The 17,876-nt window shown below is 52.3% G+C and carries 19 protein-coding genes and 2 pseudogenes; 20 read left to right on the forward strand and 1 reads right to left on the reverse strand.

Going from position 1 to position 17,876, the window contains the following annotated elements:
- Window positions 1-122: 122 nt before the first annotated feature.
- The 15 genes from MKFW12EY_RS22655 (at window position 123) to MKFW12EY_RS22720 (ending at window position 9,427) form a co-directional block, all read left to right on the forward strand.
- Window positions 123-464, forward strand: coding sequence for a hypothetical protein (locus MKFW12EY_RS22655; protein WP_064028458.1), 342 nt, complete (start codon window positions 123-125; stop codon window positions 462-464).
- The gene (locus MKFW12EY_RS23225; RefSeq protein WP_256360312.1) at window positions 455-577 is read left to right on the forward strand and encodes a hypothetical protein; all 123 of its coding nucleotides are present in this window, start codon (window positions 455-457) and stop codon (window positions 575-577) included. Before MKFW12EY_RS22655 ends, MKFW12EY_RS23225 begins: the two co-directional genes overlap by 10 nt.
- Before the next feature lie 2 nt (window positions 578-579).
- The gene (locus MKFW12EY_RS22660) at window positions 580-816 is read left to right on the forward strand and encodes a hypothetical protein (RefSeq protein ID WP_054758374.1); all 237 of its coding nucleotides are present in this window, start codon (window positions 580-582) and stop codon (window positions 814-816) included.
- Between the two features lie 67 nt (window positions 817-883).
- On the forward strand, window positions 884-1,243 hold the full coding sequence (locus MKFW12EY_RS22665; protein WP_054758373.1) for a DUF6876 family protein: 360 nt from the start codon (window positions 884-886) through the stop codon (window positions 1,241-1,243).
- Window positions 1,244-1,694: 451 nt separating this feature from the next.
- A complete protein-coding gene (locus MKFW12EY_RS22670) occupies window positions 1,695-3,632 on the forward strand; it encodes a PRTRC system ParB family protein (RefSeq protein ID WP_064028456.1) in 1,938 nt (645 codons plus the stop codon).
- 2 nt (window positions 3,633-3,634) lie between these two features.
- The gene (locus MKFW12EY_RS22675) at window positions 3,635-4,069 is read left to right on the forward strand and encodes a hypothetical protein (RefSeq protein ID WP_054758370.1); all 435 of its coding nucleotides are present in this window, start codon (window positions 3,635-3,637) and stop codon (window positions 4,067-4,069) included.
- 26 nt (window positions 4,070-4,095) lie between these two features.
- Window positions 4,096-4,296, forward strand: a complete 201-nt coding sequence (locus tag MKFW12EY_RS22680; RefSeq protein WP_221054668.1) for a PRTRC system protein C — start codon at window positions 4,096-4,098, stop codon at window positions 4,294-4,296.
- An 87-nt stretch (window positions 4,297-4,383) separates the two neighbouring features.
- A complete protein-coding gene (locus MKFW12EY_RS22685; protein ID WP_064028455.1) occupies window positions 4,384-5,604 on the forward strand; it encodes a hypothetical protein in 1,221 nt (406 codons plus the stop codon).
- Window positions 5,597-6,367, forward strand: a complete 771-nt coding sequence (locus MKFW12EY_RS22690; protein ID WP_064023661.1) for a PRTRC system protein B — start codon at window positions 5,597-5,599, stop codon at window positions 6,365-6,367. The genes MKFW12EY_RS22685 and MKFW12EY_RS22690 overlap by 8 nt, the downstream gene beginning before the upstream one ends.
- Window positions 6,368-6,378: 11 nt before the next feature.
- Window positions 6,379-7,008 (forward strand): PRTRC system protein A, encoded by a 630-nt coding sequence (locus tag MKFW12EY_RS22695; RefSeq protein WP_054758365.1) that lies wholly within the window; start codon window positions 6,379-6,381, stop codon window positions 7,006-7,008.
- A gap of 35 nt (window positions 7,009-7,043) precedes the next feature.
- Window positions 7,044-7,259 carry a hypothetical protein gene (locus tag MKFW12EY_RS22700; protein ID WP_054758364.1) on the forward strand — a complete coding sequence of 72 codons (216 nt, stop codon included), beginning with the start codon at window positions 7,044-7,046 and terminating at the stop codon, window positions 7,257-7,259.
- A 76-nt stretch (window positions 7,260-7,335) separates the two neighbouring features.
- Window positions 7,336-8,061 (forward strand): PRTRC system ThiF family protein, encoded by a 726-nt coding sequence (locus MKFW12EY_RS22705; protein WP_064023834.1) that lies wholly within the window; start codon window positions 7,336-7,338, stop codon window positions 8,059-8,061.
- Window positions 8,062-8,139: 78 nt separating this feature from the next.
- Entirely contained in the window at window positions 8,140-8,382 is a 243-nt protein-coding gene (locus MKFW12EY_RS22710) for a WGR domain-containing protein (RefSeq protein WP_082409599.1), read from the forward strand.
- Window positions 8,383-8,412: 30 nt separating this feature from the next.
- Complete coding sequence (locus tag MKFW12EY_RS22715; protein WP_054758361.1) at window positions 8,413-8,730, forward strand: H-NS histone family protein; 318 nt, start codon at window positions 8,413-8,415, stop codon at window positions 8,728-8,730.
- A 58-nt stretch (window positions 8,731-8,788) separates the two neighbouring features.
- Window positions 8,789-9,427 (forward strand): hypothetical protein, encoded by a 639-nt coding sequence (locus MKFW12EY_RS22720; protein ID WP_157198326.1) that lies wholly within the window; start codon window positions 8,789-8,791, stop codon window positions 9,425-9,427.
- A 9-nt stretch (window positions 9,428-9,436) separates the two neighbouring features.
- Here MKFW12EY_RS22720 and MKFW12EY_RS23380 read toward each other — a convergent pair.
- Window positions 9,437-9,595: pseudogene (locus tag MKFW12EY_RS23380) on the reverse strand (transposase); the annotation flags it as partial.
- A 149-nt stretch (window positions 9,596-9,744) separates the two neighbouring features.
- Here MKFW12EY_RS23380 and MKFW12EY_RS22725 point away from each other — a divergent pair.
- The 5 genes and pseudogenes from MKFW12EY_RS22725 to MKFW12EY_RS22745 all read left to right on the forward strand — a co-directional run bounded on the left by MKFW12EY_RS22725 (window position 9,745) and on the right by MKFW12EY_RS22745 (window position 17,823).
- Complete coding sequence (locus MKFW12EY_RS22725) at window positions 9,745-10,089, forward strand: site-specific integrase (protein WP_054758359.1); 345 nt, start codon at window positions 9,745-9,747, stop codon at window positions 10,087-10,089.
- A gap of 116 nt (window positions 10,090-10,205) precedes the next feature.
- Window positions 10,206-10,361: pseudogene (locus MKFW12EY_RS22730) on the forward strand (IS5/IS1182 family transposase); the annotation flags it as partial.
- Window positions 10,362-10,850: 489 nt separating this feature from the next.
- The gene (locus MKFW12EY_RS22735; protein ID WP_054758358.1) at window positions 10,851-11,402 is read left to right on the forward strand and encodes a hypothetical protein; all 552 of its coding nucleotides are present in this window, start codon (window positions 10,851-10,853) and stop codon (window positions 11,400-11,402) included.
- 70 nt (window positions 11,403-11,472) lie between these two features.
- The gene (locus MKFW12EY_RS22740; protein ID WP_157198327.1) at window positions 11,473-12,084 is read left to right on the forward strand and encodes a hypothetical protein; all 612 of its coding nucleotides are present in this window, start codon (window positions 11,473-11,475) and stop codon (window positions 12,082-12,084) included.
- A gap of 822 nt (window positions 12,085-12,906) precedes the next feature.
- Window positions 12,907-17,823, forward strand: a complete 4,917-nt coding sequence (locus tag MKFW12EY_RS22745) for a calcium-binding protein (RefSeq protein WP_221054669.1) — start codon at window positions 12,907-12,909, stop codon at window positions 17,821-17,823.
- Window positions 17,824-17,876: the final 53 nt, after the last annotated feature.

The following is a 17,876-nucleotide window of genomic DNA, read 5'->3' on the forward strand; positions in this document are numbered from 1 at the left end:
TCGTCGGCACGGGGAGTATATATCTTGGTTGCATGACTGAGGAACAAGTGCATACACACGTCTGAGAAAACTACCATTATGATCCGTCGCAATAATTGTCAATTACCACTGAAGGAAAAATCATGTTAAGCAAACTGATAAAGCTACTTCGTCGCAAGAAACCTGAGTCCCAAATTACCTCCCAACCAACAACGGTGCAGCCATGTACGGCCCCGGAGGACAATGCAAATTATGCCCTGAGCTTTGCTGTTGGATACGCAACCAACAATGCTGCATTAGGCGGATTAGTAGGCGGTAGTTTCGCTGGCGGTCTGCTGGGCGATATCGCCCAAGATGGTGTCATTGGGGAGGACAGCGTGAGTCATTCTGCGCGCGACACGACCAAAGCTGACACAGTGTCACCTATCAGCTTGGATACCGGATCATCCGACACAAGCAGTGCGGACGCAGGCTCATGGGACTAATTCTGGTCCTTTCCGATGCGGTTAACGCTGTTGTTCCAGAGGATGCTATGGCCGGTGTCGAGAATAGTGGCGATGAAGTGGATGTTATTGTTGAACGATTTACAGGCGAATAGACATGGTTAGAGAAGAGCGTTACATCGTGTTCAAAATTTCGGATGTTGTCCGCTGTCTTTCAGACGACGACAAACAGCGATTGGCCGATATTCGGCAAAAGTTATGTGAGTACAGGCAGGCGAATGGCAAACCCGAGCAGCATTGCGTCGTCGCGGAATCCGATTGGCCAGAATACGAACCAATTTGGCAGGCGATTGCCGACCGTGTAGCAGCGGAACAAGCCGCCCAGGCGGATTAGTGGATGACCATGCTGGCGCATCAATCTAAAGGCGAAACGACCTTTTCCAGTTGAGGCCTAATTGGTCATGAGCACAGTCAATTTAATCGCGATTCTCACGCTTTATCGCCCAGCCGGCGACGGTCTATGGTATGGCTACGGTGCGCACAGCTCGATTCGGATTACCAAAGGCGTGAAAGAGTTTGTCGAAGCCGCCGGACAGACTGAACTATTGGCTTGGGCGGTGTCGGCTTTGCCGCCGCTTTCAAATTGTTATCCGTGGCTCAGGATCGAATTAACTAGCAGCGCCGGACAGGCGTTGTTATCGGTGACCGACGAAAAGGGTAAGCGGGTGACCGAGGATTCCTTGTCGTGGCCGGACCAACAGGTCGGACGTTGGATATTCTACTGGACGGACAGGGTATTACTGTTGTCCGGCGAATATTGAATAAATCCATCAGTCATTAACAGGCTGTTGAAATTTAAAAATTCTCTCCATTTTTGGGGCTAAAAATAAGTTTCGCGCAAAACACAACAATGTAAGTCATTGATTGTTGGTTGCATCCAAGTGGCTTTTTGCGGCAAATCCGCTGATTTTGGGGAAATTTTTCCACCGGTTTTCTTTTTTCAACAACCTGTTAAAAGACAAGCCATCGGCGTTTGCCAAGGCATTTAGATCTTACTCTCTTTATCTAATCTCGGTCGCTTTCATCTTATTCGGAAATCAGGTTGCGAGTGTTGTGATCTGAATGCTATTCGCCGCCCCCGCTCTCACAATGCATAGCCGTTGATTTTTGGTGTTGCATATTCAAAAAGCCATGTAACAGTTATTTCGTGATTCGAATAATGCCTATTCGAATAAACCATACCAATAATCCAAATAATGATGGAGCTTATCGATGGCCGAGAATAAAAAAAGTACCATTCAATTTAAAAGTATGCCGATCAATTTAATATCAATCCAAGAGGGGTTTAATCCCAGGGTTTATTTTAGTGATGGTGAAATGCAGGAACTAATCGCATCAATTAAATCCGAAGGTGTTCTGCAACCAATCGTTGTTAGGCTTCAACCGGACAACAAAACCTATTGGGTCGTGGCCGGCGAGCGCCGCTATCGCGCTGCCGTCGCGGCAGGACTGCCCGAAATTCCGGCCGTGGTGCGTCACCTGGACGACAAACAGGCGCGGCTGACGGCTACCATTGAAAACACCCAGCGAGCCGATATGAGTCCAGGCGAAGAAGCGATCGCGGCCCGAAACGTACTCAGCGACTGCGACGGTGATAGAGCGGAAGCATTGCGGTTACTAGGGTGGTCTGCTAGGAAGTTCGAGGCGAGGTTGTTGTTGTTACATGCCTCGACAGAGGTCTTGAATGAACTGACAACGAGAGCCATTAGGTTGGGTCACGCTGAATTGCTATGCCAGCTACCGTCCGATTTTCAAAATGCCACGCTGGAGAAATTAATCGAGCACCAGTATTCGGTTCCTGAATTGAAAGCGCGATTGAGTCGATTTGCCAGACCGTTGGAAAGCGCGATTTTCGATCGGACCGAGTGTGCGTCCTGCCATCACAATTCGTATTTGCAAGCGAACTTGTTCGACGAGCATGTCGAAAGCGGCCTATGTGCCAACCCCGATTGTTTCAACCAAAAAACCCAGGATGCCGTCGAAGCCCGGAAGCGCGATTTGCACGACCGCTACGCGGCGGTGTTTCTCGATACCGAAAAGCCGCCGCAGAGCTTTGTGGTCGTGATACAAACGGGGCAAAACGGCGTGGGCAAAACGCAATTCGAAAAGGGGTGTAGTCAGTGTCGACATTTTGGAGCCCTTCTTTCGACAAATCCCAATTCGCCGGGGAAAGTCAGCGAAGACTGTTGTTTTGACCTGGATTGCCACGGCCAAAAAGTGTGGGGATATCAAGCAAGCTTATCGAATCCGGGTTCATCCACGATGACCGGGAATACAGTCACAGCGACGGGTGCCGATGCGAAGAAGGGCGCCAACCCCGGCCGAGCCGATTCGGCTCATAAGCCATCGGACGGAACCAGCGGCGCCACACCGGGTAAAGTGCTCGAACACATCGAAGGCTTTTTCCGAGATACCGGCGCCAAATACATTGTCCAACATCGGCACGGTAAACTGTTGGTCAACAGTTATGCATTATACCGGCTAGTGCAAACTACCTTTCCCAAAGAGGCCTTACCGATTGCCGCCGGAACGAAACAAGCGAGTTGGCCAATGTTCGGCACCCTGCGCGACTTTGTCGACGCATTCGGCTATCTCAGTATTGAAGAAATGATGGCCTTCAACGAGAGGATGCTGACGCATTTGCTGGGACAGCATGAACGTATCAACACCACCATGAGCAAAGCTTGGGCGATGGGTTCCGCCGGGGTTTGCAAGTTCATGGATATTGCGCTCCAGGACGAGTTTATCGTAACCCGCGAGTTTCTGAGCGCTTTCACCAAATCGGGGATGGAGGGTTTGTTACGGGAAGCGATCAATGGAAAAGGGGTGGCTTTTGTCACCTATTACGAGGGTATCAACGAGAAAAACACCTTCGCCAACCTGATGAAAAAGAAAAATGGCGAAATTTTGGACGAGGTCTTTGGCTGTGGCTATGACTTTGCCGGATTCGTCCCGGCTTGCGTTATCCAATTTATGGGAGAGGATAAACCCGTCTCCGATCCGAACTCAACGCACACAGCCGCTACGACCAGCAGCGCGTTAGCTTTGTCGGCGACCAACAGCATCCCTGAGTCGGGTTGGTTCGATGACGATGACGACGAGCGTATCGCCAACCAAGACTACACACTAGACCCTGAATTAGAGGTTTAACCATGTTTGCACAGTTCGAAACAATTTTAGGCGATGGCGAAAGAATCGATTTTTCCATCTGCCGCCAAGGCAATCGTTTAACGGTGTTGATCCAACCCTGCTTCAACGGGCCTGACCCCGGCATTGACGACCCGCAATTGCAACAGGTCAGAGCGGCACTTTCGATGCCACTTTGCGTCACCGATATGGCCGCGAATCTGGACCGGGATTTTCCGGCCTGTTTAATGCAGTACGTGGACGTGGTGTCGGACGGTAAGAGTGTATTTGCTGAGTCCATGTCTCGCATTAGAGAGGCCGCAAAAACAGCCAATAGTCTCACAACGGCATCGACCGCGAACGAGAAGGCCGCGCAAATGCCAAAAAAAGCCGAGGACGACGACAACGACACGGCGCCGGTCGGCGCCAATCTTCCCACCGATAGCAAAAGCTTATTTTGAGGTCAGCCAATATGTCCGGCGCCATTGTGACAAGACCCACACGTGTATTCAAAATGGGTGCGATCAGGCTGGCCGATCCGGCCCCGAATTTGCCGCCCATCGATGCCGTCAAACTCTACGGAAAAGCCTATCCGCATTTAGCGAATGCGGTGCTGGGCGAGCCGCAACTGATCGGCGATGAATTGCACTTTCCGATTAAAACCCATGAAGTCAAAACCAAAGGATAGTACGGGTAATCTTGCCCTATTACAGCAGTGGGCGAGTGGTTTGCCCACTACCGATGACAGCGACAACGGCCTAATGGATTCAAACGTATGTGTTCTGTTCCTGCTTTCGAGAACGATCAAATTGAAGCGAACGGCGTTAACCCACGTCCCCGCGCAAACCTTGCCCTTGATTTGAATGTATTGTTTAAGGAAGTGCGCCTGGACTTCGACCTGCGGTCGTTGATTGACGGGATTGTCGAACAGCAAGCGATCCAGTTATTCCGGCAGAACAGAGCAGTGTTCAGCACCGCGATACTGTTAGCTTATGAAATGGGCTTGGTAACGCCAGCCGAAATTGACGAGCACTTCGCCGGCGGATCACAGGCGCTTACAGGGCTGTACCGGGAAAGTTTAAAGCGGATTGACGCCAAGTTGAATGCGGTCGCGCAAGCGATCGTCGGCGAGGATGACGACGATTTTGAAGTGATCGCCTTCGAGTTCCGAGTCAGGGAAGATTACGGCCGTAGCGAGGCCGGCCCACAGCCCGTGGATTTGGTGATGGCCCTGAATGCGCGATTCACGCAGTTGGATTTGATCGAAGTCGATCGGGCGTTGGCGAAGGTGGTTATTGGCTGTATTCGCTATATCCAAGATTTCGGCGAAATCGGCATCTGTGCCTGCGATATCCAGCGGACGGGGATTGGCTTTTTCCTTGAAGACGAGCTGAGCGAATTGAAAGCCGAAATCAATGGTGGCAATAACGCCAGCGATCGGGAACTCGCCGAGTTGTTTCTAGAACGAGGCCAGTATCCCTTCAGCGAATTCACTGATGATGCGGATTATCTGGAAGAGCGCATCGAATTACTGCGGCGAATCATTAACAATGACCCGGAGAAACTCTTCGGCGACATTCCGGATTTGAAAGGTATTCGAGCGTTTCATCGCTTACACAAGCAGCAGGACGCTTATGTCACCAGCCCCTGGTGGCCGTTTATCGAAGAAAGCCTCGCGTTTATTCGGTTCGTTGAAAAAATAAAAAAGAACCATCACCCCGAATTCACGATATTTGACTCCACCGGGTCTTTTTATAGCGATTGCGGCATTGGGGTGGGTCATGCTATCGGCTTTGGCTTTGACTGGGAAGATACACTCGCTGCCGAACTGTACGAAGACATTGCCAATGCCGGTGAAACGCCCATGAGTTCAATCGCGTTGAACCCTATTGCGTTAAACCAGACCGCTGACAAACTGATGATACTGGCTAAAGCGAGAGGGTTAATTCGGTTGGCCGAAATGATTCAAATAAACCAGCAAGGTGACGATGACTGAATTTTTTGCACACTGTGTCGAACCGTCGGCCAGAATTAGCCCGATGACCGCCATTCTCGTTCACGAACTGAAACATATAGGGACTGGGGCGAGCGGCGTTAGCGGTAGCAGACTGATTTCATCCGCGCATGAGTTTTTCGAGGGCGATGACGGTAAGCTGGTCGTGGGCGCCGGCAAGCTAATGGGGCGTGACGATCTGGAAAACTTGCTCCGGGAAATCCTGAATAGATCGCTGCGAAAAGCGACGCTATTGCCAACGGCGGTGGTCTCGATCAGCAGCACGCATATCGCATGGACGACCCCGGCCGCAGTTCGCCCCATGATATTCAAGCCGGTAGGATTGAAGCCGCAAACGCTGACGGTGCCTTGGCCGCGTTTACTGATGGTGGCTAACAGCAACAGTCATTTCTCGGTTGCGGCATTAGCGAGCAACCGGAGGATTACGGCGCATACGAAGCTCTACCACGCGCCCTTGATGAACGTTAATCAGGTTGGCAGAGTGTGTACTGGCAGTGCGCCATTGCCGGATTATTGCGATGCCGAGCAATTAACGGCCTGGGAAGCGGTAATGTTCGAAAGCGCATTCACCCATGTCAATCATCCGCATAGCCTGAAAGTCGGCCATCAAGCAGACGCCGTCGAAACCAAAGACTGTTTCAAATTCTGGGCCGATCTGGCCACGCAAAACACAGTGCGATTTCCAAACAGCGCATTAAACCCGTTAAAAATGTCCGTTACAGACTTTATCAGCAGACACGCATAGGCAGACTGAAGATGATGATGAATGCCTATCTAACCGACCCGCGCGACCGGATTTTGTTTGGTGAAACGCCCACCTATATGCAGCCGCTGTTTGGCGAAAAGCTGCCGGCGCCGGAACTCGGCAAACACCGCTTTGTGATTGGCCAAGAAGGTGTGGTGTTAGAGGCCATCAATGAAGTGTTCGAAGTCAGGCTCCCGGTGGCTCAGTCGATCATCAAATTGCCCTATGGGGTTCTTGGGGCGCAAGGCGTTCGGCTTCGACATGGGGCGATGCCGTTTCGGTTATTGGAAATCATTGAGCAAAAGGCCACGTCGGCCTGCCCCGACGAGTGGGCCGGATGGGTGGTTTGGGATGTTTTGCACCAGGGCTACGCATTGATCGAACCCGAGATTCTAAGCGTCGGGCCAGGGCATGTGTCCTATCGCAACGAATTGCCTGAAGGTAGTGCGATCGTCCTGGATGTGCATACCCACGGCCGGATGCCCGCGTTTTTCTCAGGAGTGGACGATGTTTCCGATCGGCACGGTTTTTATGTCGCCGGAGTGATCGGGCATTGCCACGATCGTAAAAATTACGCTACTCGAATGAATGTAAACGGCCATTTTTTCGATTGCGAGGATTTCAGGTTGTTTTTTGATTAAGTTCTAGATCGGATTCAGATCGGGAGTAGTCGGACATGATTATTATGTTGGAGCAAGACAAAAAAGGCGGCTTTTCAAAAAAACCGTACATTGAGGTAATAGGGCCAATGACACGAATTATTTGGGGCTGGTGGTCTGTTGCCGTATTTGAAAATTGCGGCATTAACGATGTCAGCCGAGTGTTCAGAGCGCACGAACGCGACTTGTTGGTCAGCCAAGGGCGCCTTGAAAATAATAGGCCAGCAAGCTAATGGCTTATTCTAATTGCATCAGTGATGAACCGGGTAGTATTTAACACTACGTTTGAAATTGAATATGAAACCGACTATGTTTAAATTCTATACCCCCGCAAACTGGCTTGAAAATCGCGTTAAGATTGCACTGATTGGCGTTGGTGGCACTGGATCGGAAGTATTGACCAGTTTGGCGAGAATCGATTATGCGATCCGCGAATTGGGACATGCCGGTTTTCATGTGACGGCATGGGATGGCGATCAGGTCGAAAGGCCTAATATTGGCCGGCAGGCCTTCTATCCGAGCGATTTAGGCCACAATAAAGCCGTACTCACCATTCAGCGTATTAATTATCTCTATGGTCAGGATTGGATCGGAATTCCTGAAATGTTTTCTATTGAATGCAATAAGCCGGAATATTTCGATCTGGTTATTACGTGTGTGGACGTGGCGCAATTTAGAGCCGATTTAAGCCAGTGTTGCCGTTCTAAACACTGCAGAACGCTATGGTTGGATACCGGCAATGGCGCACATACCGGCCAAGTGATTTTAGGGCGGTTGTCGCATCACGATGATTGCCAGATTACCTTGCCGTCCGTATATGATTTTCACCCCGAATTGAATGGAATGGTCGATTCGAATACACCGTCTTGTAGCATGGAGGAAGCATTAGCCAGCCAAGAGTTACCCATTAACCGCGCGATCGCAAATGTGGCGATGCAACTGATTTGGGGTTTATTGCGCAATGGCGGCTTAAATTGGCAAGGTGCCTATCTTGATATTACAAAAGGCTCGCAAATACCGATTAACATCGCTTAGTCTTTTTCAGAAATACGGATGACGATTCTTCATTTTTATCGTATATTAATAATGTCGTTTCTTTCTAACGTTATTCTTATGTGCGGTATTTACCTGGAACGCCATGATGCGGATTCGAATATTCATCGATTCTATGCGCTGACGATATCGCCCGGTATTTTTAGCGACTGGTCTTTAGTAAGGGAGTGGGGCCGGGTTGGATCGCCCGGAACCGTGCGTTCTAATTGGTATGAATCGGAAGAAGAGGCGATAAAGGCTCAAAATGATATACTGCGAACAAAACAGCGCAGAGGCTATACGTTAGCCGCGATAACGTGTTAATACTTTAGTTTCTCTATTAAGGAATAAATAATGCTTGAATTTGATGGTAAATCCGAAGGCGAATTGCTCGATATTATCAATAGCGCAAAAAGTCAGCTCAGTGCGAGAATCAGCGAAAAGCGAGAACAGGTGATCGCTCAAATTAAAGAATTAGCGGCTTCGATTAATGTGTCGGTGGAGATTATTGATGCCACCGTGAAAACAAAAGCCTCTCGCAACCCCCAAGTTGCACCGAAATATCGCAACCCGGCTAATGCAACCCAAACCTGGACAGGTCGTGGTGTTGCGCCAAAATGGATGAAGGAATTATTAGGGGCCGGGCGGAGCAAAGAGGAATTTTTAATATGAGTTCTCCGGCTCATTCCAGGCGGGCTTTGTACGGCCGTAGCTAGATCCGCCCAGGACTATGCGTTCTAAAGCTTGCGTTCTATTCGGTTTGTTGGCCAGTACGGGTCTAAACGGCTGCGCGACTCACATTGCGCTAAAACCTGACGCCGACGATCGGGCAAAAAAATATGTGGCCTGCCGGGAGGAAGCCGACAGTCTGTATGCCGTTACGCCAAGGTACCCAACGCTTAGTCGTTATCCTTGGCGGGCATATTCGCCGAACACGCCGGCTTTTCGGTTCAATATGGGCGATACCTTGGACGACGGCGATCTGGATGTCGCGGCCGTCGGAAAGCTTCCTTGTTTCAGACAATCTCCGCCGCCCGGTGTCGAGCTTGACGAGCGGATCTGGGGGCAAATTCTCAGAGAACGCGAGTTCTTAACGGCTGGTGAGTATTTCCAGATGTGGAAGTTATGCGGGGGTGGTAAAAAATACCAGTTTCTCGATGAATGTCCGCAATACCAAATCAGGGCCGACTTGTGCCAAGACCAAGGTCGAAATTGCAAACTCGATATGACCGATTTAACGGATGAAAATCGAAAAATAGCAATGAATGCGTACTTGCGCAGCTGGCTCGTTAAAACGTTGCGCAAGGAGGGCCGCATTGATGACAAGGGTCGCATCATTCGTGGCAATAGGCCAAATTATCTTCAATGAAACTATTAGTTAGAGTTTATCGGATTGCGCGGACATGCTAGTATCCGGTTTGTTCGTTTGGTATTGCTCGATGTACTGCCGAATGATCTTAATCGGTGCACCGCTTCAGCTACTCGCAAAGTAGCTGGGCGACCATAGAGCGCCACACCACAACCTCTTTCGGATGTTCTGATAATAATTTTCCGACTGGAAATGCCTATCAAACTGAGTTTTATCGTGGCAAATTTTGCCAAACGAGGCCAGAAAATCCGGTCCCTAAGCGCGGCCAAGTTCGAACCCGTTACTATTGTAACGTATTATCAATATTATGTTAGCCCATGACCGACACCTCCAAAATCCAACAACTTGTTCCGATCGCGAACCGGATTCTAACCGCCGAAAATTTCCGCCGGCTGTCCGACGTGCCGCCTGAGGTGGAATGGTACGCCAACCTGACATATCCGCAAACCCGCCGCGTTTATCAAAATGCCGTTGAAGACTTTATGCGCTTCGCCGGCATCCAACGACCTGAAGAATTCCGCGACGTGACTCGTGCCCATGTCATTGCCTGGGGGGACGATTTGGGTGATCGTGTCCTAAATGGTACAACTATTAGGCACCGGCTATCGGCCTTTACTTTTGCGACAGAAACGCCGTTGCCAATAATCCAGTCTAAGGCGTAAAACGACCGAGTCGGGCCTGGATTGGCCACACCGGCTTAACCGATACTCTGCCGTCGCCAACAGCATTTGCAGGTGTATATTTCCTATCACATCAACCCAAGTGGCTATGCGGCACCAAACGACTAGGCAGAGCCATTTGGAAGAAATGGAGTGGTTACGATCGTCGCAGCCCAGTTGAAACCAAAATGCGTTGCTTCAAGCTGCTGGGTGAACGGGTCAAAGCGCGTATTTTTAATAGCCAAGTCGCTGAGTTGCAAATTCGAGCCGCGATATCACCAAATCTGTTGGCTTCGTTACTCGGGATTTTTGAAAATCACTGCCCAGTAAGCCAAATTAATCCCGAGCCGAGTGATACTCATCGCGGGGAATGGATACAATTGCTATTGGTTAGCTTGGTCTGTTCTTCCTTGCTGTTTCAAGTCACCTATTCGGCAGCCATAATCCCCGCTTGACGGGGCATATAGCAGGATACCTGCTCGTTTGCGGATACTGGGCGGTTTTGGCTTGCCGTTAGGCAAGCTCTATCTGGAGCCGTGGTATGTTCTGAAATGGGCGGAGGTTATGGAAGCCCAGTCAATTTAACGCCGAGCAAGCGGGCGATTGGCGACAAAGCGAATAGCCCTATCGCATTGCCCGATTGGACTTAAGGACAAGTTTGTTCGAAGTAGCGATTTGTGAAAATTGGCTAACGCCGATGATCATCAGTAAGATGCGCGGCAAAAACCACAAACCCATCGGCAACCAATTTTAGAGACTAACAGATGGCGCGAAGGGAATCGACAAACGACACGGAAGGTTTTGCCTGCCCACTCGACCACCACGCTCGGCATCGATCCGGATTCACCTGCCTGCCTCACTGGAAAAACCTGAACCCAATCGTTATCGGCGTAACTTCGAGAAAGGTCGGCGGCAACCTGGGCGACATCAACCTGATCCAGGATACCTTCCACAGCCAGTTTACCGACCACCTGGATACCAGCGCCGTCGCTACCCTGCCGTACATGCAGGCCTGTCCTGAGCGGAGTCGAAGGGGCGCGAGACAAGTCCGCAGCCTGCGCGAAGCGGCCAGCGTCAGCACCACCTTGGCGGGCCTGCTCAGCCAATTCGCTTGTGCCGGTTGTGCCAACCAGCAAGCCCTGCTCGATCAAATCCTCGACGCCTGGAGCGACACCAGCACCCTGGCCGCCACCTATGGCGGCCACAGCCTGACCATCAACATCCAGGACGTCGCTACCGGCAGCGCGGCCTACACCGCCTGGGCCGACGAGCTGACCATCCTGGAACACTTCAACGGCCGTACCGGCAGTGAATGATGAGGATTGGAGATTGACGGCATGAAAAGCCCAATAAAATATAACCTGACCCTGCTTATGAGTGAAACAAATGAATAATGACAGAAAACTGTTGAGCAACTTTTTTTTAAGATGGAATCCAATCACGTTGTTAAATAATGCAAGAAAAGATTATTTGGCAGCATGGCGAAACTATAGTGCGATTTTTGGCAATCGCGTAATCGTTGTCGGTTTAGGCGCCATGTTTGCTCTGATAGTTTTATGCGTCGATTTGAATGACTATTTATTTAATCCGCCGTTAACTCTTGAGCAAATGAATAAAGATACAGGCAGAGTGATAGGTGTTGACAGTATCAGAAAACAGCCTGCATATTCTATCTTGTTGGACGTTGATGGCCGTCAAGAAAGATTTAGAGTTAACTTTGGCGATTCTCGCGTAAAAAAATCAAACAAAGATGATTTATTTTGGTTGGTAGGAAAAAATATAACCATCTTGTCACAAAGGAAGTTGGATATTTTTTTTTGGAATAGCCATGTGTATGAAATATTTCTTGATGGAAAACCTCTGTTTAACGATTACGCAGAGATATACCAGCGCCGCGTAAGCAGTAGGAATAATTCAAAAATATCAATACCGATAGAAATGCTCATTGGCTTTGGTCCATTAATGTACGTTTGGTTTACATATAGAAACAAAAAATAAAGCAAGGAAATAATTATGACTAACAAATTACCCATAGAATTTGCCGAAGTGCTCCATGAAATCATGGAAACCGGCACGATTCCAACATCCACTGCGGACGCTCTTAATAATGCCTTAGGTTCGGATTCGATTAGCAGGATGAAAGGTCTGCTGGGGTTTATAGGCGTTGCCGATACTATGTTATCGGTTATGAATAGAAGTGTTCCTTATTTAGGAACGACAGCTGAAATCGGCGAGGTACTATTAACTTTATACTCGGCGACTACTCAATTAGAAACAGACAATTATGTTTCTGATGCCACTGTGCTGGATTTGGCTGCTTCCAGTTCTGCACTAATCGCCGCCGGTGCCCTTGTGGTTGGCGCTGCGGCAACACCCGCCGTTCTGGCAACAGCGATTGGCGGAGTTTTGGTTTCGGCTGTGTTGACTACTATTCCACTAGTAAACAATTCGTTTAATACAAGCCATGTTGCATGGGATGCTTATCAATCGTTAGCCAGTGAGACGCGTGACTTATTCAACGGGATAAACCAAGTCAATACTGCGGCAAGCTTATTGCCGGATATTATGTTGGCAGCTTATCAACAAGGGGTTTTGTCTCCACTAATGACACAAATTGAACAGTACGGTGATCATTTTTATGAAGTATTGGATGAGCTTAGTAAGTTGTATGATCGTCAAGTGGAATTCAGTGTAGGCCAAAACCCAAATCTGCCTGGGTCACTGTTCGATTTCTTATCGTCGGCTATAGCAAGCCTTCCGGCTAAATCGTTGACTTTTCTGTTCTCTCATCCAAATTACTTAGAGACGCCCATTGGTGCCTTGTTTGTCCTCGCCACTCTAGCCACTCCACCCGTCCGCCGCGACCCACTGGTCTTCGACCTGGACGGCGACGGCCTGGAAACCGCCGGCGTCAACACCGCCAACCCGATCTACTTCGACCACGACGCCGACGGCGTCAAAACCGCCACCGGCTGGGTCAAAGCCGACGACGCCTTCCTGGTGCTGGACAAAAACGCCAACGGCACCATAGACAGCGGCCGCGAGCTGTTCGGCGACGCGATGCTCAAAAGCAACGGCCTACTGGCCGCCGATGGCTTCGACGCCTTGCGCGACCTGGACGCTAATCTGGACGGCAAAGTCGATGCCGCCGACGCCCAATTCGCCAACCTGCGCCTTTGGCGAGACCTGAATCAGGACGGCATCAGCCAAACCAACGAACTATTCACGCTGGGCAGCCAAAACATCGGCGCGATCAACGTCGGCAGCACCGAGCACAGCCAAGTCTTGGCCAACGGCAACCAGTTGGCCGACATCGGCAGCTACGTCAAAACCGACGGCAGCAGCGGAGCTCTGGGCGAGGTCAGCGGCAACCTGGGCGACATCAACCTGATCCAGGATACCTTCCACAGCCAGTTTACCGATCACCTGGATACCACCGGCTTCGAAGCGCTACCCGACATGCATGGCGCCGGCCAAGTCCGCAACCTGCGCGAAGCCGCCACCCTGTCGCCGGCACTGGCGCAATTGCTGGCCGATTTCGCCGCCGCCGACCGTACCGGACAGCAAGCCTTACTGGACACTATCTTGAAAGCCTGGAGCGACACCAGCACCATGGCTGCCACCTTCACCGGCGCCTACGCCGGTCACAGCCTGACCGTCAACATCCAAAACGTCGCTACCGGCAGCGCCGTCTACAATGCCTGGGCCGACAAACTGACCATCCTGGAAAACTTCAACGGCCGCACCTTCAACACCGTACCCGCCGGTACGACGGCGGCGACTATCAACCTGTGGAGCGTCACCCAGGATTTGCTGCAAAGCAGTTACGACGCGCTAAAGAATTCGGTTTACCAAAGTCTGGTATTGCAAACGCGGGTACAACCGTTGCTGGATTTAATTTCGTTGCGCGTGGACGAAAACGGCGTTGCCTTGGATTTTACCGAAGTGAATGCGGAATTGGATCGCCGCGCCACGATAAATCCAGGCAAGGCAGCCGCCGACCTAGCGGAATTTACCATCATGACCCAAGACTCGCTCAAAGACAGCGGTTGGCGAGGATGGGAAAAACTGGTCGAATACGTGAACACCTACCCGATGACCCCGGAAATGCGTAGCGAGTTAGTTTTGGCCGGGGTCAAATTTGACGGCACAGTCGGAAACGATACTGTCGTAGGCGATGCCGGGAACAACAACATTTCAGGCGGGGCCGGTAACGATACGATTTATGGGGCGAATGGGGATGACAATCTTAGCGGCGGCGACAGCGAAGACGTGCTGTTGGGCGGGGCCGGCGATGACGTCTTGAATGGCGGCAACGGCTACGACAGCCTGACCGGCGGTTTGGGCAACGACACCTTGTACGGCGGTAACAACGCCGACACCTACTACTTCAATCGCGGCGACGGCGCGGATACCGTCATCGAAAGCGGCGATCCTGCGGACAGTTACTCCTACGGAGGCAATAACGACAAACTGGTGTTCGGTGCCGGCATCACGGCGGCGGATATGAGTTTTACCCAAGTCGGCAACGACTTGGTGATGGACTTGGGCGCCGGCGACCGGCTGACCTTCAAAAACTGGTATGTCTGGGTTAACTATGGCCCCGGCATGTTGCCGTACCAAGTCGAGAGCTTCCAGTTTGCCGACGGCACGGTGATGAGTGCCACAGCATTGCTGAACACCAAAGGTGTCGACATGGCCGGCACCGATGGCAACGACAACATTCTCAGCGGTGCCGAGATCGACCGGATCAATGCCGGACTGGGTAACGATACCGTCAATGCCGGGGGCGGTGATGACATCGTCAATGGCGGCGACGGCAACGACACCTTGAACGGCCAGGACGGCAACGACAGCGTGGACGGCGGTACCGGCGACGACACGCTCAGCGGCGGCAACGGTAACGACCTGCTGTTGGGCGGTCAAGGTGCCGACGTGCTGAACGGCGATGCCGGCAACGATCGATTGGAAGGCGGTGACGGCAACGATACTTTAAATGGCGGCGACTACGAAGACACCCTGTTGGGCGGGGCCGGCGACGACGTCTTGAATGGCGGCAACGGCTACGACAGCCTGACCGGCGGTTTGGGCAACGACACCTTGTACGGCGGTAACAACGCCGACACCTACTACTTCAATCGCGGCGACGGCGCGGATACCGTCATCGAAAGCGGCGATCCTGCGGACAGTTACTCCTACGGAGGCAATAACGACAAACTGGTGTTCGGTGCCGGCATCACGGCGGCGGATATGAGTTTTACCCAAGTCGGCAACGACTTGGTGATGGACTTGGGCGCCGGCGACCGGCTGACCTTCAAAAACTGGTATGTCTGGGTTAACTATGGCCCCGGCATGTTGCCGTACCAAGTCGAGAGCTTCCAGTTTGCCGACGGCACGGTGATGAGTGCCACAGCATTGCTGAACACCAAAGGTGTCGACATGGCCGGCACCGATGGCAACGACAACATTCTCAGCGGTGCCGAGATCGACCGGATCAATGCCGGACTGGGTAACGATACCGTCAATGCCGGGGGCGGTGATGACATCGTCAATGGCGGCGACGGCAACGACACCTTGAACGGCCAGGACGGCAACGACAGCGTGGACGGCGGTACCGGCGACGACACGCTCAGCGGCGGCAACGGTAACGACCTGCTGTTGGGCGGTCAAGGTGCCGACGTGCTGAACGGCGATGCCGGCAACGATCGATTGGAAGGCGGTGACGGCAACGATACTTTAAATGGCGGCGACTACGAAGACACCCTGTTGGGCGGGGCCGGCGACGACGTCTTGAATGGCGGCAACGGCTACGACAGCCTGACCGGCGGTTTGGGCAACGACACCTTGTACGGCGGTAACAACGCCGACACCTACTACTTCAATCGCGGCGACGGCGCGGATACCGTCATCGAAAGCGGCGATCCTGCGGACAGTTACTCCTACGGAGGCAATAACGACAAACTGGTGTTCGGTGCCGGCATCACGGCGGCGGATATGAGTTTTACCCAAGTCGGCAACGACTTGGTGATGGACTTGGGCGCCGGCGACCGGCTGACCTTCAAAAACTGGTATGTCTGGGTTAACTATGGCCCCGGCATGTTGCCGTACCAAGTCGAGAGCTTCCAGTTTGCCGACGGCACGGTGATGAGTGCCACAGCATTGCTGAACACCAAAGGTGTCGACATGGCCGGCACCGATGGCAACGACAACATTCTCAGCGGTGCCGAGATCGACCGGATCAATGCCGGACTGGGTAACGATACCGTCAATGCCGGGGGCGGTGATGACATCGTCAATGGCGGCGACGGCAACGACACCTTGAACGGCCAGGACGGCAACGACAGCGTGGACGGCGGTACCGGCGACGACACGCTCAGCGGCGGCAACGGTAACGACCTGCTGTTGGGCGGTCAAGGTGCCGACGTGCTGAACGGCGATGCCGGCAACGATCGATTGGAAGGCGGTGACGGCAACGATACTTTAAATGGCGGCGACTACGAAGACACCCTGTTGGGCGGGGCCGGCGACGACGTCTTGAATGGCGGCAACGGCTACGACAGCCTGACCGGCGGTTTGGGCAACGACACCTTGTACGGCGGTAACAACGCCGACACCTACTACTTCAATCGCGGCGACGGCGCGGATACCGTCATCGAAAGCGGCGATCCTGCGGACAGTTACTCCTACGGAGGCAATAACGACAAACTGGTGTTCGGTGCCGGCATCACGGCGGCGGATATGAGTTTTACCCAAGTCGGCAACGACTTGGTGATGGACTTGGGCGCCGGCGACCGGCTGACCTTCAAAAACTGGTATGTCTGGGTTAACTATGGCCCCGGCATGTTGCCGTACCAAGTCGAGAGCTTCCAGTTTGCCGACGGCACGGTGATGAGTGCCACAGCATTGCTGAACACCAAAGGTGTCGACATGGCCGGCACCGATGGCAACGACAACATTCTCAGCGGTGCCGAGATCGACCGGATCAATGCCGGGCTGGGTAACGACACCGTCAACGCCGGGGGCGGTGATGACTATTTGGATGGTGGGCTTGGCATAGATACTTTGATAGGAGGTCTGGGTAACGATACCTATGTGGTCGACAATGCTGGAGATATTGTTACCGAAGGTGTAGGGGCCGGGACAGATACAGTCATTAGTAGCGTTGATTACAACTTAAATAATGTTGCCAACGTAGAGAACCTAACGTTGATCGGCTCTACCGCTACCATTGGGACAGGCAATGCCTTGGACAATCGACTCACCGGCAACGGTGCCGCCAACAGCCTCTCCGGCTTGGCCGGCAACGATACCCTTGAGGGTCTAGGCGGTGCCGATACGCTGACCGGCGGTTCCGGCAACGACACCTATGTCCTGGGCCGCGGCTACGCTACGGATACCGTCGTCGAGAACGATGCCACGGCGGGCAACACTGACATCGCGCAATTCCTGTCTGGGATCACAGCAGACCAGTTGTGGTTTGTCCATGCAGGCAACAATCTGGAAGTCAGCATCATCGGCACCTCGGATAAGCTGGTCATGCAAAACTGGTACAGCGGCAGCGCCAACCACGTCGAGCAGTTCAAGACCACGGACGGTAATTTGACTTTGCTGGACAGCCAAGTCGAGAGTTTAGTCTCGGCGATGGCGGCGTTTGCACCGCCGGCTGCGGGCCAGACCACGCTGCCGACCGATTATCAAGCTGCACTGGCACCCGTGATTGCGGCTAATTGGCGTTAACCGGCGTATCCTGAAGCCCGTCCCCGAGGTGTTTTGCTTTGGGGACGATTAGG

The organism is Methylomonas koyamae, assembly GCF_019669905.1.
Taxonomy (GTDB): domain Bacteria; phylum Pseudomonadota; class Gammaproteobacteria; order Methylococcales; family Methylomonadaceae; genus Methylomonas; species Methylomonas koyamae.

What these genes read in the sequence shown, in the direction of transcription:
- MKFW12EY_RS22655 (WP_064028458.1), top strand. Translation starts at nt 123, where the DNA reads ATGTTAAGCAAACTGATAAAGCTACTTCGTCGCAAGAAACCTGAGTCC.
- MKFW12EY_RS23225 (WP_256360312.1), top strand. Translation starts at nt 455, where the DNA reads ATGGGACTAATTCTGGTCCTTTCCGATGCGGTTAACGCTGTTGTTCCA.
- MKFW12EY_RS22660 (WP_054758374.1), top strand. Translation starts at nt 580, where the DNA reads ATGGTTAGAGAAGAGCGTTACATCGTGTTCAAAATTTCGGATGTTGTC.
- MKFW12EY_RS22665 (WP_054758373.1), top strand. Translation starts at nt 884, where the DNA reads ATGAGCACAGTCAATTTAATCGCGATTCTCACGCTTTATCGCCCAGCC.
- MKFW12EY_RS22670 (WP_064028456.1), top strand. Translation starts at nt 1,695, where the DNA reads ATGGCCGAGAATAAAAAAAGTACCATTCAATTTAAAAGTATGCCGATC.
- MKFW12EY_RS22675 (WP_054758370.1), top strand. Translation starts at nt 3,635, where the DNA reads ATGTTTGCACAGTTCGAAACAATTTTAGGCGATGGCGAAAGAATCGAT.
- MKFW12EY_RS22685 (WP_064028455.1), top strand. Translation starts at nt 4,384, where the DNA reads ATGTGTTCTGTTCCTGCTTTCGAGAACGATCAAATTGAAGCGAACGGC.
- MKFW12EY_RS22690 (WP_064023661.1), top strand. Translation starts at nt 5,597, where the DNA reads ATGACTGAATTTTTTGCACACTGTGTCGAACCGTCGGCCAGAATTAGC.
- MKFW12EY_RS22695 (WP_054758365.1), top strand. Translation starts at nt 6,379, where the DNA reads ATGATGATGAATGCCTATCTAACCGACCCGCGCGACCGGATTTTGTTT.
- MKFW12EY_RS22700 (WP_054758364.1), top strand. Translation starts at nt 7,044, where the DNA reads ATGATTATTATGTTGGAGCAAGACAAAAAAGGCGGCTTTTCAAAAAAA.
- MKFW12EY_RS22705 (WP_064023834.1), top strand. Translation starts at nt 7,336, where the DNA reads ATGTTTAAATTCTATACCCCCGCAAACTGGCTTGAAAATCGCGTTAAG.
- MKFW12EY_RS22710 (WP_082409599.1), top strand. Translation starts at nt 8,140, where the DNA reads ATGTGCGGTATTTACCTGGAACGCCATGATGCGGATTCGAATATTCAT.
- MKFW12EY_RS22715 (WP_054758361.1), top strand. Translation starts at nt 8,413, where the DNA reads ATGCTTGAATTTGATGGTAAATCCGAAGGCGAATTGCTCGATATTATC.
- MKFW12EY_RS22720 (WP_157198326.1), top strand. Translation starts at nt 8,789, where the DNA reads ATGCGTTCTAAAGCTTGCGTTCTATTCGGTTTGTTGGCCAGTACGGGT.
- MKFW12EY_RS22725 (WP_054758359.1), top strand. Translation starts at nt 9,745, where the DNA reads ATGACCGACACCTCCAAAATCCAACAACTTGTTCCGATCGCGAACCGG.
- MKFW12EY_RS22735 (WP_054758358.1), top strand. Translation starts at nt 10,851, where the DNA reads ATGGCGCGAAGGGAATCGACAAACGACACGGAAGGTTTTGCCTGCCCA.
- MKFW12EY_RS22740 (WP_157198327.1), top strand. Translation starts at nt 11,473, where the DNA reads ATGAATAATGACAGAAAACTGTTGAGCAACTTTTTTTTAAGATGGAAT.